This is a genomic window from Tsukamurella sputi, assembly GCF_007858445.1.
GTDB lineage: Bacteria > Actinomycetota > Actinomycetes > Mycobacteriales > Mycobacteriaceae > Tsukamurella > Tsukamurella sputi.
This window is the reverse complement of record NZ_VIGV01000004.1, coordinates 106,017-119,723: the sequence shown is the minus strand read 5'-3', so window position 1 is coordinate 119,723 and position 13,707 is coordinate 106,017. Positions and strand designations below refer to the sequence as shown.

General features: G+C 70.6%; 16 protein-coding genes. 10 read left to right on the top strand and 6 right to left on the bottom strand.

What is annotated here, in order from left to right:
* Positions 1-95 precede the first annotated feature (95 nt).
* The 8 genes from FK268_RS13370 (at position 96) to FK268_RS13335 (ending at position 6,061) form a co-directional block, all read left to right on the top strand.
* Positions 96-923: an LmeA family phospholipid-binding protein gene (locus tag FK268_RS13370; RefSeq protein ID WP_146434815.1), complete on the top strand. Its 828-nt coding sequence runs from the start codon at positions 96-98 to the stop codon at positions 921-923.
* 256 nt (positions 924-1,179) lie between these two features.
* Positions 1,180-2,007 carry a sulfurtransferase gene (locus FK268_RS13365; RefSeq protein ID WP_146434813.1) on the top strand — a complete coding sequence of 276 codons (828 nt, stop codon included), beginning with the start codon at positions 1,180-1,182 and terminating at the stop codon, positions 2,005-2,007.
* An 11-nt stretch (positions 2,008-2,018) separates the two neighbouring features.
* A complete protein-coding gene (locus tag FK268_RS13360) occupies positions 2,019-2,324 on the top strand; it encodes a DUF1416 domain-containing protein (RefSeq protein WP_068522737.1) in 306 nt (101 codons plus the stop codon).
* A 141-nt stretch (positions 2,325-2,465) separates the two neighbouring features.
* Positions 2,466-3,509: an alpha/beta fold hydrolase gene (locus FK268_RS13355; protein ID WP_146434811.1), complete on the top strand. Its 1,044-nt coding sequence runs from the start codon at positions 2,466-2,468 to the stop codon at positions 3,507-3,509.
* A 111-nt stretch (positions 3,510-3,620) separates the two neighbouring features.
* Positions 3,621-4,100, top strand: coding sequence for an RNA polymerase sigma factor (locus tag FK268_RS13350; protein WP_146434809.1), 480 nt, complete (start codon positions 3,621-3,623; stop codon positions 4,098-4,100).
* Complete coding sequence (locus FK268_RS13345; RefSeq protein ID WP_146434807.1) at positions 4,097-4,696, top strand: methylated-DNA--[protein]-cysteine S-methyltransferase; 600 nt, start codon at positions 4,097-4,099, stop codon at positions 4,694-4,696. The genes FK268_RS13350 and FK268_RS13345 overlap by 4 nt, the downstream gene beginning before the upstream one ends.
* Positions 4,693-5,388, top strand: a complete 696-nt coding sequence (locus FK268_RS13340) for a 2OG-Fe(II) oxygenase (RefSeq protein ID WP_146434806.1) — start codon at positions 4,693-4,695, stop codon at positions 5,386-5,388. The genes FK268_RS13345 and FK268_RS13340 overlap by 4 nt, the downstream gene beginning before the upstream one ends.
* Positions 5,378-6,061, top strand: a complete 684-nt coding sequence (locus FK268_RS13335) for an alpha-ketoglutarate-dependent dioxygenase AlkB family protein (RefSeq protein WP_146434804.1) — start codon at positions 5,378-5,380, stop codon at positions 6,059-6,061. The genes FK268_RS13340 and FK268_RS13335 overlap by 11 nt, the downstream gene beginning before the upstream one ends.
* Before the next feature lie 11 nt (positions 6,062-6,072).
* On the opposite strand, the gene FK268_RS13330 is transcribed toward FK268_RS13335, so the two are convergent.
* The 6 genes from FK268_RS13330 to FK268_RS13305 all read right to left on the bottom strand — a co-directional run bounded on the left by FK268_RS13330 (position 6,073) and on the right by FK268_RS13305 (position 11,575).
* Positions 6,073-7,293, bottom strand: coding sequence for an HNH endonuclease (locus tag FK268_RS13330; RefSeq protein ID WP_146434802.1), 1,221 nt, complete (start codon positions 7,291-7,293; stop codon positions 6,073-6,075).
* A 109-nt stretch (positions 7,294-7,402) separates the two neighbouring features.
* The gene (locus FK268_RS13325) at positions 7,403-8,026 is read right to left on the bottom strand and encodes a nucleoside/nucleotide kinase family protein (RefSeq protein ID WP_146434800.1); all 624 of its coding nucleotides are present in this window, start codon (positions 8,024-8,026) and stop codon (positions 7,403-7,405) included.
* Positions 8,008-8,841 (bottom strand): PfkB family carbohydrate kinase, encoded by an 834-nt coding sequence (locus FK268_RS13320; protein ID WP_146434799.1) that lies wholly within the window; start codon positions 8,839-8,841, stop codon positions 8,008-8,010. The genes FK268_RS13325 and FK268_RS13320 overlap by 19 nt, the downstream gene beginning before the upstream one ends.
* Positions 8,831-9,625, bottom strand: coding sequence for an ATP-binding cassette domain-containing protein (locus FK268_RS13315; protein WP_146434797.1), 795 nt, complete (start codon positions 9,623-9,625; stop codon positions 8,831-8,833). The genes FK268_RS13320 and FK268_RS13315 overlap by 11 nt, the downstream gene beginning before the upstream one ends.
* Positions 9,622-10,575 carry an ABC transporter permease gene (locus FK268_RS13310; protein WP_146434796.1) on the bottom strand — a complete coding sequence of 318 codons (954 nt, stop codon included), beginning with the start codon at positions 10,573-10,575 and terminating at the stop codon, positions 9,622-9,624. Before FK268_RS13310 ends, FK268_RS13315 begins: the two co-directional genes overlap by 4 nt.
* Before the next feature lies 1 nt (position 10,576).
* Complete coding sequence (locus FK268_RS13305) at positions 10,577-11,575, bottom strand: substrate-binding domain-containing protein (RefSeq protein ID WP_146434794.1); 999 nt, start codon at positions 11,573-11,575, stop codon at positions 10,577-10,579.
* Positions 11,576-11,716: 141 nt separating this feature from the next.
* Here FK268_RS13305 and FK268_RS13300 point away from each other — a divergent pair, with 141 nt between their 5' ends.
* Both FK268_RS13300 and FK268_RS13295 read left to right on the top strand, forming a co-directional pair.
* Positions 11,717-12,727, top strand: coding sequence for a LacI family DNA-binding transcriptional regulator (locus FK268_RS13300; RefSeq protein WP_231707072.1), 1,011 nt, complete (start codon positions 11,717-11,719; stop codon positions 12,725-12,727).
* Positions 12,728-12,842: 115 nt separating this feature from the next.
* On the top strand, positions 12,843-13,496 hold the full coding sequence (locus FK268_RS13295; RefSeq protein WP_146434789.1) for a heme-binding beta-barrel domain-containing protein: 654 nt from the start codon (positions 12,843-12,845) through the stop codon (positions 13,494-13,496).
* Positions 13,497-13,707: the final 211 nt, after the last annotated feature.

The window sequence follows — 13,707 nt, the reverse complement described above, 5'->3', positions numbered from 1 at the left end:
CTGCGCGCCGGTCGATTCGAAAACAACGAATGTCAGAATAGCGGTGGTCAGAACGCCGTGCGTGACGGCGCTGAGGCGAACGAGAGGGATGCGGCGTGGCACAGGGGCAGGGACGGGTGTGGATCAGGCGGGTTCTGATCGCCCTTGCGACGCTCCTCACAGTCGCGGTGCTCGCCGAGCTCGGGTCCGCGGCGACGGCCGAGTACCGGCTCTCGCGCGAGCTCCGGGCCGCCGCGGGACTGGGCGACGATCCCGAGGTCACCATCGGCGGCTTCCCCTACCTGACCTCGGGTGGGAGCCATTCGAAGCTCACCATCGCGGTGCCGGCGAAGGTGCACGACAAGAACGCACGACTCGAGGCCGAGTTCGCGGACGTCGAGATCCCCGGCGGCCTGCTGCCGACGTTCGCGCCGGACACCCCCATCGCCGCCAGGCATGTGGAGTCCCGGGTCCGGCTCGACCAGAAGACGATGGGCCGGTACATGGACATCGTCGACCTGCAGGTGCACACGCCCGCCCCGAAGCGCCCCGGCGCGGGCAGCCCGGCGGACGGCTACGTCAAGGCGTCGAAGGGCATCGTGCTCACGGGAACGGTCCCGCTGCCCACGCCGGCCGATCCGAAGCGCACCGTGCTGATCTCGGTGGCGGCGGACTTCGCGACCGAGGGCGGCGCGATCGCCGTGCGCGCCACGGGCGTCTACACGGGTCCCGAGGATCACGCGAAGGCTGATCTGCTGCCCGGGGAGGACCGGACCGTGCTGGCCGCCTTCACCCGCACCCTTCCCGCGATGGCGCTGCCCTTCGGCATCGCGCCCACCGCGGCGCGCGCGGAGAACGCCGATGTGGTGCTTCTCGGCGAGGCCGATGCGGTGACCGTGACCCCGGGCGCCTTCTACCGGCCGGGCGCGACGACCCTGCCGTGACGCAGTCGCGCGGGTTCGGTATTCTCGACGCCATGCGCAACCGCTGTGAGCTGCTGCTCACCCGCCGTCTGGCGGTCGACCTGTGCCGTATGGCCGGTTGTCGCTGTCTGGGCTAGTCCCGATCTCTCCCCGGGCCGGGTACCCCTGTCGCCGCTGTCGCGATGTACCCATTGCCCTCCCAGCGCATCCGCGCACCCCTCGAAGTAGCGTCCGCGCCTTCATTCGCACCGTCATGGAATCAACGAAAGGGATCCTCATGGCTCGCTCCGACGTCCTGGTCTCCGCAGACTGGGCTGAGCAGAATCTCGACACCCCGGGTGTCGTCTTCGTCGAGGTCGACGAGGACACGTCGATCTACGACGACAACCACATCAAGGGCGCCGTGCGCCTCGACTGGCGCAAGGACCTGCAGGATCCGATCCGCCGCGACTTCCTCGACCAGGAGGGCTTCTCCAAGCTCCTGTCCGAGCGCGGCATCGGCAACGACGACACCGTGGTCCTCTACGGCGGCAACAACAACTGGTTCGCGGCCTACGCCTACTGGTACTTCAAGCTGTACGGCCACCAGGACGTGAAGCTGCTCGACGGTGGCCGCAAGAAGTGGGAGCTCGACGGCCGCCCGCTCTCGACCGACGCGGTGTCCCGCCCGGCCACGAACTACCAGGCCAAGCCCGTCGACCTGTCGCTGCGCGCCTTCCGCGACGAGGTGATCGACTCGATCGGCAAGAAGAACCTCATCGACGTGCGCTCGCCCGACGAGTTCTCCGGCAAGATCTCCGCCCCGGCGCACCTGCCGCAGGAGCAGGCGCAGCAGCGCGGCCACGTCCCCGGCGCGATCAACATCCCGTGGTCGACCACCGCCAACGAGGACGGCACCTTCAAGTCGGACGAGGACCTCGCCGCGCTGTACGCGGAGAAGGGCTTCGACGACGCCAAGGAGACCATCGCGTACTGCCGCATCGGCGAGCGCAGCTCGCACACGTGGTTCGTGCTGCAGGAGATCCTGGGCAAGAAGAACGTCAAGAACTACGACGGCTCGTGGGTCGAGTACGGCTCGCTCGTCGGCGCCCCGATCGAGAAGTAAGGATTTCAATCATGTGTGGAGCTCCCAAGCAGGGACAGGTCCTCCCCGCCGGCGTCGACGTCGAGAAGGAGACCGTGCTGACCGGTCAGGTCCTCGACGGCGCCGGTAACCCCGTCGCGGGCGCGTTCGTGCGCCTCCTCGACGGCACGGGCGAGTTCACCGCCGAGGTCGTGGCCTCGGGCACCGGCGACTACCGCTTCTTCGCGGCGCCGGGCACGTGGACGCTGCGCGCGCTGTCCTCCGTGGGCAACGGCGACATCCAGGTCTCGCCGGAGTCGAACGGCGTCTACAACCAGGACATCACCGTCGCGAAGTAGGCACTCGCAGAAGGGGCGCGCATCCGGGATCCGGGTGCGCGCCCTTTCCGTTTCCGCACTCGGCGGGAGTCGGACGGGTAGCGTCGGGCATCAGTACCGAATCGGTATTACGTCGCGAATCCGCTACCCGAGGAGTCCGCAGTGCCCGCTCCCACCGACGCCGAGTTCTTCGACCTCGGCGATCTCACCCTGCAGTCCGGCCACACCCTCCGCGGGGCCCGGCTCGCCTACAAGACCTACGGCACGCTCAACGCCGACAAGTCGAACGTGATCGTCTACCCCACCTGGTACTCGGGGTGGCACACGGACAACGAGTGGCTGATCGGCACCGATAAGACGCTCAATCCGGACGAGTACTTCATCGTCGTCCCCAACATGCTGGGCAACGGGCTGTCGACGTCCCCGTCGAACGCCGCATCGCCGTACGACCACGCGCGGTTCCCGCTGGTCACCTTCTACGACCAGGTTCAGGCGCAGCACCGGTTGCTCACCGAGAAGTGGGGCGTCTCGACGATCGCGCTGGTCACCGGCTGGTCGATGGGCGCGGGCCAGACCTACCAGTGGGCGGTGAGCCATCCCGAGATGGTGCAGCGCGCCGCCCCGTTCTGCGGTTCCAGCCGTACCGCGCCGCACAATCAGGTCTTCCTGGAGTCTCTGCGCGAGGCGCTGCGCGCGGACGCGGCGTGGGCCGACGGCGACTACGACCCCGCGCGGCCGCCGATCAAGGGCCTGCGCGCCTTCGCCCGGATCTACTCGGGCTGGGGCTTCTCGCAGGCCTTCTACTGGTTCGAGACCTGGCGCGAGATGGGCTTCACCTCGCTCGACGACTTCCTCTACGGCTTCTGGGAGCGCTTCTTCCGCGACGGCCGCGACCCCAACAACCTCATCGCGATGATCGGCACGTGGCACGCCGGGAACGTCGGCAACACGCCCGGGTTCGACGGTGACCACGAGGCCGCGCTCCGGTCCATCACGTGCCCCCTCCTGGCCATGCCCGCCGAGAAGGACCTCTACTTCCCGCCGGAGGACGAGGAGTGGGCCTTGCAGTTCATCGAGCACGGCGAGGTGCGGGTTATCCCCGGCGTCTGGGGCCATTTCGCCGGCGGCGGAGCCAACCCCGTCGACATCGCCTTCATCGACGCGGGCCTGCGGGACCTCCTCGCGCGCCCGGGCTACACCGGGTAGCCGCGTACTCTCCTCGAGATCGCATCTCACGTTCCACCCGCCCGCGGCGTCTACAGGGCAGGATCGAGACGAGGAGAGAGACATGACCGGACACATCGGCGCGGGGACGTCGTGAAGGCACCGTTCGAGCGGGTCGTCGACGAGCACGCCGCGACGGTGCTGCGGGTCTGTCGCGCGATCCTCGGCCCGCACGACGCGGAGGACGCGTGGTCGGAGACCTTCCTCTCCGCCCTGCGCGCCTATCCGGAGCTGCCGGAGTCGGCGAACGTCGAGGCCTGGCTGGTGACGATCGCGCACCGCAGGGCCATCGACCAGATCCGCGCGACGGGGCGCCGGGCCGTCCCCGTCGACAGTGTGCCCGAGCCCCGGAGCCCCGCCGCTCCCGCCGCCCTGCCCGACGGTGACCTCTGGGCCGCCGTCGCCGCCCTGCCGGACAAGCAGCGCCAGGCCGTCGCGTACCGCTACGCCGCGGACCTGCCCTACGCCGAGATCGCCGAGATCCTCGGCGGCACCGTCGAAGCCGCGCGCCGTGCGGCGGCCGATGGACTCAAGAGACTGCGCACGACGCACACGAGGGAGGACCTCGCATGAACGACATCACCGAAACCCTGTCGGCCCCCGCGGACACCACCGTCCTCGCTCGCCTCCGCGCCCGCCTCACGGCGAACGCCGAGGCGGACGGCCTGCTCGACATCGCGTACACCGTCGTCGACTCCCCCGTCGGTGGGCTGCTGCTGGCGGCCACCGAGAAGGGCCTGGTCCGGGTGGCCTACGCCCGCGAGGACCACGACGCGGTCCTGGAGGCCCTGGCACAGAAGGTCAGCCCGCGGGTGCTGCGCGCGCCGCAGCGGCTCGACGAGGCCGCCCGCGAGCTCGACGAGTACTTCGCGGGCCGGCGCACCACCTTCGACGTGCCGCTCGATCACGCACTCTCGCACGGCTTCCGGGAGCTGGTGCAGAGCCGCCTGCCCGAGATCGGCTACGGGAGCACGCTCAGCTACAAGCAGGTCGCGGAACTGGTGGGCAACCCCGCGGCGGTGCGCGCCGTCGGGACCGCGTGCGCGACGAACCCCCTCCCCGTGGTGGTTCCGTGTCACCGGGTGGTCAAGGCGGACGGCGGGATCGGGCAGTACGTCGGCGGCGTCGAGGCGAAAGCCGCCCTGCTGCGGCTGGAGTCGGCGGCATGAGCCCGATCGACGCCGATTGGGATACCGTCGCCGCCGAGCTGGACGCCGTGGGCGGCGCGCTGCTCCCACGGCTGCTGTCCGACGAGCGCACGACAGAGCTGCGCGAGCTGTACGCGCGGGACGAGCTGTTCCGCAGCACGATCGACATGGAGCGCTACCGGTTCGGCGCCGGCGAGTACCGGTATTTCGAGCGCCCCTACCCGGAACCCGTCGACGAGCTCAAGCACTCCCTGTACCCGCACCTGCTGCCCATCGCACGACGGTGGTGGGAGCGACTGGGCCGTGAATCGCCGTGGCCCGACGACCTCGACGAGTGGCTCTCGATGTGCCACGCCGCCGGACAGCGGAAGTCGACGGCGATCCTGCTCAAGTACGGCGCCGGCGACTGGAACGCGCTGCACCGCGACCTCTACGGCGACCTGGTCTTCCCGCTGCAGGTAGTGATCGCGCTGGACGAGCCCGGCGTGGACCACACCGGCGGGGAGTTCCTGCTCGTCGAGCAGCGGCCGCGGGCGCAGTCGCGGGGCACGTCGTTCACGCTGCCGCGCGGGCACGGCTTCGTCTTCACGACCCGCGACCGCCCGGTCCGCTCGGCGCGCGGCTGGTCCGCGGCGCCTGTGCGCCACGGGGTCTCGACGGTGCGCTCGGGGAAGCGGCACACGCTGGCCCTCGTCTTCCACGATGCGGCCTGACGTGGACTCCCCCATGCTGTTCCCGCCCGACCGGTCGGTGGTCGTCGTCGCTCCGGGCGCGTTCCTGATCCGTGGGTGGCTCGACCTGCGCCAGCAGGCCTGGATCGCCGACCGTTTCCGGGAGTGGGCGGCGGGGCCGGTGCCGATCCGCTCGGCGACGGTCCGCGGGCACCCGATGTCGGTGCGGACGGTGTGCCTGGGCTGGCACTGGCAGCCCTACCGCTACACCCGGACCGCGACGGACGTGAACGGAGCTCGCGTGCTGCCCTTCCCGGACTGGCTGGTGCGAGCGGGCCGTCGTGCGCTCGCCGACACGGGGCACGACGCCGACGAGGTCGCGCGGTACAGCCCCGACACCGCGCTGGTGAACTTCTACGACGAGCGCGCCCGGATGGGCATGCACCAGGACAAGGACGAGGTGTCCCTCGCGCCGGTGGTCTCGCTGTCCATCGGCGACAGCTGCACCTTCCGGCTCGGCAACACCGAGAACCGGAACCGCCCGCACACGGACCTCACGCTCGAATCCGGCGATCTGCTCGTCTTCGGCGGGCCGGCCCGGCTCGCCTTCCACGGCGTCACCGCCGTCAGCCCCGGGACGGCGCCACCCGGCTGCGGCCTCACGACGGGGCGCATCAATCTCACGCTCCGGGAGACCGGCCTCCTCGACCGTTAAGGCCGCGGCCGCTAGGCGGCGTGTCCTGGTGCGGAGGTCCGGTGCACATGCCCCGTGGGAGTTCGGGTTTCGACGGTATGCCGTCCGCTCGGGTCGGGGATGACGGTGCTGCGCCAGCCGGCGGCTTCCTTGGCGTAGTTGCACGCCGCGCACAAGCCTTGGCCGTTGTCGAATGCGGTGGGACCTCCCGCGGCGTGGGGGACGATGTGGTCGGTGTGGGCGATGGGTGCGTCGCAGTACGGGGTGCGGCAGTACCGGTCCCGGGCGCGGATCATCTCCGCGAGTCCGTCGGGGAAGCAGCGTTGCCGCGAATCCATCGCCACCACCGCACCCGACTCCGGCGCGACGAACAGCCTTCTCACCCACGCAGCACCCGCTGTGGTGGCTTTGCCGACGAGGTTGCGGGCGATCTCCGCGGGCATCGTGCCGCCGCCGTCGAGGTGCGCGGTGCCGGGCTGATCGCCGAGGAGCACGGTGGCGGGGATGGTCAGGTTCACCGTCACCGGCTGCCCGGCCATGGATTCGCGGCCGGTGATCCGCGCGAAGGCGGTGTCGGCCATGATCTGTCCGCGTGTGCGCAGGTCCTCTCCGACGCCGAGAAGCGTGTCGGCGTGCTTGCGCAGCGCCGCGTACACACCCACCCCTTGCGCGACGGGTAGCAGCAGCGACACCCGCGCCATCCCGTCCGGCAGCGGCCGGATGGTGACGGTGCGATCCTTCTCCGCCGCGGCGTTGCGGTCGAGGGTCGCCCGGGCGTCGAGCTCGTAGGCGAGCTTCTTCACCAGATCCGAGATCCGACCCAGCCCGCACCCGGCCAGAGTGGCGGGGTCGGCGCACAGCAACTCGTCCGCCCGCTCCCGATCCGAGACGTCCAGATGAGACAGACCCGCCACCAGAATCGGGATCGCCTCCGGGGCCAGGTCACCGGCGTACAACCGAGCGCGGGTGTGCGGCATGTGCTTCTCCAGCTCCACCGCCCGCGCCAGGAACCGAGCGGCCGTGTGCGGCGACATGTGCAACGCCAGCCCGACCTCCGCAGCCACGCCCTGCCGCCACCGATCCTGCGGCAACCCCGCCGCGATCCGTTCGCACACCCGCTCCCGCAGCAACTCCGCCGCCAACCGGTACTGCTCGAACATCAACCGACACCGGGCGATCTCACTCGAACGCAGCCGATCGGCAACGCCGTCCTCGGGAGGCGGATACTCCTCTACTGCAACAACTTCTTCCATACCCGAACGCTACGCCGCCCCACCGACAAGTTTTCGCGATCGCAACGTCGAATCGAACGCTGCGACGGGTGGGACGGTCATCAGCAGTCGAAGCTGCAGCCGGCTACAGCTAGTCCCCGTGCACGATCCGGTCGGCGCGGACCACCGTCGCATCGATGAGGCGGGCGTTCGTCTCGTCGGTGCCGTCGGCCCGCGCGCGGGCCTCCTCCGGACTACGGCCGAACCGCATGTGCCGCGCGATGAGCCGTTCGCGCCGCAGCGCGGGATCGATGCGCAGGAACCACACCTCGTCGAGCGCCGCGCGGGCGCGCGGCCACGCCCCGGCGTCCGCGAGCAGGTAGTTGCCCTCGGTGACCACCAGCGGCACGTCCGGCCGCACCTCGATGGCGCCGCCGATCGACGCCTCGAGCCCGCGATCGAACCTCGGGGCGTAGACGGTGCCGGAGCCCTCGCGCAGCCGGTGCAGCAGCTCCGCGTAGCCGGCGTCGTCGAAGGTGTCGATGGCGCCCTTACGCTCCCAGCTCCCGTGCCGGCGCAGCACGGCGTCGTCGAGGTGGAAGCCGTCCATCGGTACCAGCACCGCGTCGTCCCCGAGGGCGGCGACGAGCCGCTCCGCGAGCGTCGACTTACCCGACGCGGGCGCCCCCGCGATCCCCAGCATCGCCCGCCCCGGGCGATCCACCAGTTCCCGTGCGCGAGCGAGCAGCTCGTTGCTCACAGCGTCTCCAGCCACGCCCTCACCCCCGGATACCGGCACTTCGCGGACGCGTGTTCCGCCGAGAAGCGCAGTGCATCGGCGACCGCGTCTCCGCGCGCGATCGCGAAGGCGTACGCGCCGTGCAGCACGTCGCCGGCACCGAGCGTATCGACCACCGCAACGGCCGGGACCTCGACGGTGCCCTCGTTCCCGTGATCGCGATAGCGGATGGGCCGGGCGCCGTCGGTCACGGCGAAGACCGGCGGCAGCGGAACATCCTCCGGCAGCGCGAAGTCCGCGGAGCAGACGGCGTGCGCCGCCCGCGGGAGGAGGTCGGCGAAGACGGGCCGCCACCGTCCGGCGTCCAGGATCACGGGCACGCCCGCCGCCGAAGCGCTGCGGAGCGCCGACCGCGCTGCGGACGGCCCGTGTCCGTCGAGGAGCGCCACGTCGAAGCCCTCCGCGTGGAGCGGCGGGACGGCGTCGGGGTACCCCGAACCGTCGAACGAGACCACCTGCCGGTCGCCCGACGGGGCGTGGACCGTGACGGCGGAGACGGGCGGCGCGAACCCGGGCTGCGCGAGGTCGACGAGCTCGACCCCGCACGCGACGAGGTCCTCGTGCACGAGGCGGCCGAGGGCACCGTCGCCCACCGGCGCGGCGAGCACGGCACGCCCGCCGAGCGCGGCGAAGACCGCGGCGGCGTTGAGCGCGGGTCCTCCCCCGGCGAGGTCCTGCCGCACGGCGGTCACCTTGCCGTTGCGGGGCGGCACCTCCTCGACGCGGGAGATCACGTCGACGGTGGCGAGCCCGACGAACAGGCCCCGCGGGCTATCCGCGCTAGGGGCCACCCGCCGCCTCCTCGGCCGTCGGCTCCAGGGCTCCCGTCATCAGCGCGACCACCTCCGCCATCGACCGTTGCTTCGGATCCACGACGGCCGCGCGGCGGCCGAGCCGGTGCACGTGGATGCGGTCCGCCACCTCGAAGACGTGTGGCATGTCGTGGCTGATCAGGATCACGGGCGTGCCGCGGTCGCGGATCTGCCGGATGAGGTCGATCACCTGGCCGGACTCCCGCACGCCCAGCGCGGCGGTCGGCTCGTCCATGATGATGACCTTCTTGCCGAACGCGGCCGCGCGGACCACCGCGACCCCTTGCCGCTGGCCACCGGACAGGGTCTCGACGGCCTGCGTCGGGGACGTGATGCCGATCTTGAGCTCCGCGAGGTGGCCGGCGGCCGCGTCGCGCATGGCTTTCCGGTCCAGCTGGCGGAACACCGAGCCGAGGATCCCCGGCTTGCGCAGCTCCCGTCCCAGGTAGACGTTGGCCGCGATGTCCAGGGCGGGGATCACGGCGAGATCCTGGTAGACGGTCTCGATGCCGGCGTTGCGGGCGTCCAGCGTGCTGCGGAAGTGGACCGGTGCGCCGTCGAGCAGGATCTCACCCTCGTTCGGGACCAGCGCACCCGAGAGGGCCTTGATCAGGCTGGACTTGCCGGCGCCGTTGTCGCCGATCACCGCCAGTACCTCGCCCGCGCGCAGCTCGAAATCGGCCCCGGCGATGGCCCGCACCTGCCCGTAGTTCTTCACCAGGCCGCGGGCCTGCAGGACCGGCGTGCGTTCGACGGTGGTCATTGCAGCCTCCTGCGCGAGATCTGGTCCAGCGCGACGGCGGCGATCACGAGGATGCCCGTCGCGATGTTCTGGTACAGGTTGTCGATCCCCACCAGGGTGAGGCCGTTGCGCAGGACGCCCACGATGAGCGCGCCGACGAGAGTCCCGAGCACCGAGCCCCTGCCGCCGAACAGGCTGGTGCCGCCGATGACCACCGCGGTGATGGTGTCGAGGTTCGCGGTCTGGAAGGCGTTCGGGTCGGCCGTGGGGATGCGGCCGATGGCCGCCCACGCCGCGATCATGGCGATGACGCCCGAGGCGAGGTAGACGCCGAAGATCGTCTTCGAGGTCTTGATACCGGCCAGCGACGCCGAGACCGGATTGCCGCCGACGGCGTAGACGTGCCGGCCGGTGGCCGTGCGGTTGAGCACGTACCAGGCCACGGCGTACACGACGAGCAGGACCAGCAGGCCCAGCGTGAGCGGGAACCCGAAGACCGTGAAACCCGTGCCCAGGGCCGTCAGCGGACCGTCGGCCACGCGGTAGGTCTGCGATCCTGCGTAGAGCTGCGTGGCCGCCGCGACGATGGTGAACATGCCGAGCGTCACGATGAACGGCGGCAGCTTGAGCATCGTCACGAGCGCGCCGTTGATCGCACCGATGAGCACGCAGACACCCAGTGCCACCACCATCGCGAGGACCGGGTCCGTCCCCGCGACCTTGGCCAGGACGACGGTGCCGAGCACGCACGTCGCGCCGATCGAGAGGTCGATGCCCGCGGTGAGGATGATCAGCGACTGCGCGACGGCCAGGATCCCGATCACCATGGACTGCTGCAGGATCAGCGAGATGTTGTAGCCCGTCGCGAACTGCGGCGTGAGGATGAAGAAGACGACGCACGCCACCACGAGCGCGGCGAGCGGGCCCGCGAGCGGCTCCCGGAGCAGCCGCTGGAAGGTCAGTGCCGACACGTCAGCCCCAGCAGTTCTGCTCGCCCCAGGCGGTGTCCTTCGACGGGACGCCGGCGACGGGCTTGTCGGTCACGAGCTGCGAGCCGGTGTTGTTGAACCCGGTGGGCTTGGTGCCGTCCTTGGCGAAGGCGACCACCGCGTCGACGCCCTGCTCGGCCATCTTCGCGGGGAACTGCAGGACGGTGGCGCCGATGATCCCGGCCTTGACGTTCCGCACGCCCGTGCAACTGCCGTCGACGGAGCCGATCACCACCTGGGCGGCCTTGCCCGCCTTCTTCGCGGCCTCGTGCCCACCGGCCGCCGCGGGCTCGTTGATCGTGTACAGCGCGTTGGCATCCGGGACGCGCTGGAGCAGGTTCTCCATCGCGGTCTGCGCCTTGGTCTGGTCGCCGTTCGTGTTCTCCTTGCCCGCCACCTCGGGGCTGGTCTCGGTGAGGCCGATGCCCTCGAGGAAGCCCTGGTGCCGGAACTCCGAGACGGTGCTGCCCGCGGTCCCGTCGAGCATGAGCAGCTTGGCCGGCTTACCCGCCAGTGCTCCCTTGACCCACGCGCCCTGCAGGCGGCCGGCCTCCTTGTTGTCCGTGGCGAAGGTCGCGTCGACGGCGCTCTCGGGGTCGGTGGCGGTGTCGAGGGCGATGACCACGACGCCCGCATCGCGGGCCTTCTTGATGGCGGCGAGGATGCCGGTGGACGAGTTCGGCGTGATGAGGATGCCCTTGACGCCCTGGCTGACCAGGTTCTCGATCGCGGCGACCTGACCCTCGTTGTCCCCGTCGAACTTGCCCGCGAGCGCGACGAGGTTCGCCCCCTTGCTGTCCGCCTCCTTCTTCGCGGCCTCGCGGATCTTCACGAAGAAGGGGTTGGTGTCGGTCTTCGTGATCAGGCCGACCTTGACGCCGCTCGACGAGCCGCCGTCGCGGTTGCAGGCGGCCACCGAGGCGAAACTGACCGTGAGGGCGCAGCACATCGCCGCGATGCGCAGGCTCTTCCGATTCGACATGAGGACTCCGTTCGACTGTGTTGTGGGTCACACGACTCCGCGTGGATGCGACGGTATACCCGCTGCTGAAATCCCCGCAAGGGTTTGCGCAAACGCTTGCGCGTCCGTTTCGGCGCCGGGCAGACTGAATGGATGGGAAACATGGCCGATGTCGCCGCCGCCGCGGGCGTGTCGATCAGCACCGTCTCCCACGTGATCAACGAGACGCGGCGCGTCGATCCCCGCACCCGGGACGCCGTGCTCGCCGCGATCGAGGCCACCGGATACCGGCGCAACGCCCTGGCCGCCGCGCTCGCCACGTCCCGGTCCGGCGTCCTGGCCCTGAGCATCGCCGCCGGGCGCAACCCCTATTTCGGCCCGCTCATGCGGGCGATCGAATCGCGCGCCAGCGAGCTCGGGTACACGCTGATGATGGGCGATTCGCACGACGACACCGAGATCGAGCACCGGCTCGTCGGCTCGCTGCTCGATCGCCGCGTCGACGGCCTGATCATCGCGCCGGCACCCGGCTCGGAGCGGCGGGCGCTACCCGCCATCGCCGCCACGGGGACCCCCGTCGTCCTCATCGACCGCCTCTCGACCGCGGACGTCGACCAGGTGGCCTCCGAGGGCGCCGAGCCGGTGGAGCGCCTCACCGCGCACCTCGCCGAGCTCGGCCACCGGCACATCGGCGCCCTCACCGGCCGCCCCGGCATCCAGTCCACCGAGGAACGGGTCGAGGGCTTCGCACGGGCGATGGCCGCGGCCGGGCTGCGCGCCGCGCCCCGCCACGTGCGGTGCGGCGACTCCCGCGCCGACGAGGCGCACGTCCAGACACTGGCCATGTTCCGCGGCCGGGCACCGCGCCCCACCGGACTCGTGGTGCTCAACAACGAGATGACGGTCGGCGCCATGCGCGCCCTGCGGGATCTGGACCTGCGCGTTCCCGACGACGTCGCCCTCGTCGCGTACGACGATTTCGAGTGGTCCGACCTGTTCTCGCCGGGACTCACCGCCGCGGCGCAGAACGTCGAGGCCATCGGCAGGCGATCCGTCGATCTCCTCGTCGAACGGATCGCGGGATTCGACGGTCCGCGGCGCGTCGAGAGATTGCCCACAGCCTTCCACCATCGGGACTCGTGCGGTTGCGAGCGCCCACGAGCCGGGGGTTAGTATCGAGGCCATGGTCATCTTCTTCGAGATCCTCATGGCGGTGGCGTCGGTCGCGATCTTCGCGTTCGCGATCTTCGTGATGTACCGCGTCCTCACCGACGGGCAGTAACCCACGGTGAGCGACGAGGCCACGCCGGCGTCCGAGACCGCCGCATCCGCCGGCACCGGCCAGGAGGCCCTGGACGCGGCGATCGAGCGCGCCGAGACCACCTCGTCGCGCAACATCTCGAACCTCCCCGGACTGCCGCTCGCCGACGACACGGCGAACCTGCGGCAGGGTCCGGATCTGCACTCCGGCCTGCTCGGCCTGCTCCCCCTCGTCGGCGTGTGGCGCGGCGAGGGCGAGGGGCACGACGAGTCCGGTGATTACCACTTCGGGCAGCAGATCGTCGTGAGCCACGACGGCCAGAACTTCCTCTCCTGGGAAGCACGGTCGTGGAAGCTCGACGACAAGGGCGAGTTCTCCGAGCCCGACCTGCGTGAGGCCGGATTCTGGCGTATCGGCGAGGACGACGAGATCGAGTTCGTCGTCACCCACGCCAGCGGCATCGTCGAGCTGTACTACGGCAAGCCCGTCTCCCAGACCGCGTGGGAGCTCGAGGCCGACGTGGTGATCCGCTCCAAGACCTCCCCCTTGGCCGGCGCCGCGAAGCGTCTGTACGGCCTGGTCGAACAGGGCGGCGCTCTCGCCTACGTCGAGGAGCGCGTCGACGCAGACGGCGAGCTCATCCCCCGCCTCAGCGCCAAGCTGAACCGCTACGCCGGCTAGCGCCCGGAACCGACGAGAGCCCCCTCAGGGCGTGGACATCACGCGCCGGAGGGGGCTCCGTCATTCCAGGTGGGCGACCGCCGTCAGGCGGCGGCCACCTCCTCAGTCCTGAAATTCACCATGTCTCGGACCACCTCCTTTCGTTTGACATCTTCGACGCTACGCCCGCGCGACACCGTCGGCAATGGAATTTTCCGGAGGGAGAACACGC

What these genes read in the sequence shown, in the direction of transcription:
- FK268_RS13365 (WP_146434813.1), top strand. Translation starts at nt 1,180, where the DNA reads ATGGCTCGCTCCGACGTCCTGGTCTCCGCAGACTGGGCTGAGCAGAAT.
- FK268_RS13360 (WP_068522737.1), top strand. Translation starts at nt 2,019, where the DNA reads ATGTGTGGAGCTCCCAAGCAGGGACAGGTCCTCCCCGCCGGCGTCGAC.
- FK268_RS13345 (WP_146434807.1), top strand. Translation starts at nt 4,097, where the DNA reads ATGAACGACATCACCGAAACCCTGTCGGCCCCCGCGGACACCACCGTC.
- FK268_RS13340 (WP_146434806.1), top strand. Translation starts at nt 4,693, where the DNA reads ATGAGCCCGATCGACGCCGATTGGGATACCGTCGCCGCCGAGCTGGAC.
- FK268_RS13335 (WP_146434804.1), top strand. Translation starts at nt 5,378, where the DNA reads ATGCGGCCTGACGTGGACTCCCCCATGCTGTTCCCGCCCGACCGGTCG.
- FK268_RS13330 (WP_146434802.1), bottom strand. Translation starts at nt 7,293, where the DNA reads ATGGAAGAAGTTGTTGCAGTAGAGGAGTATCCGCCTCCCGAGGACGGC.
- FK268_RS13315 (WP_146434797.1), bottom strand. Translation starts at nt 9,625, where the DNA reads ATGACCACCGTCGAACGCACGCCGGTCCTGCAGGCCCGCGGCCTGGTG.
- FK268_RS13305 (WP_146434794.1), bottom strand. Translation starts at nt 11,575, where the DNA reads ATGTCGAATCGGAAGAGCCTGCGCATCGCGGCGATGTGCTGCGCCCTC.
- FK268_RS13300 (WP_231707072.1), top strand. Translation starts at nt 11,717, where the DNA reads ATGGCCGATGTCGCCGCCGCCGCGGGCGTGTCGATCAGCACCGTCTCC.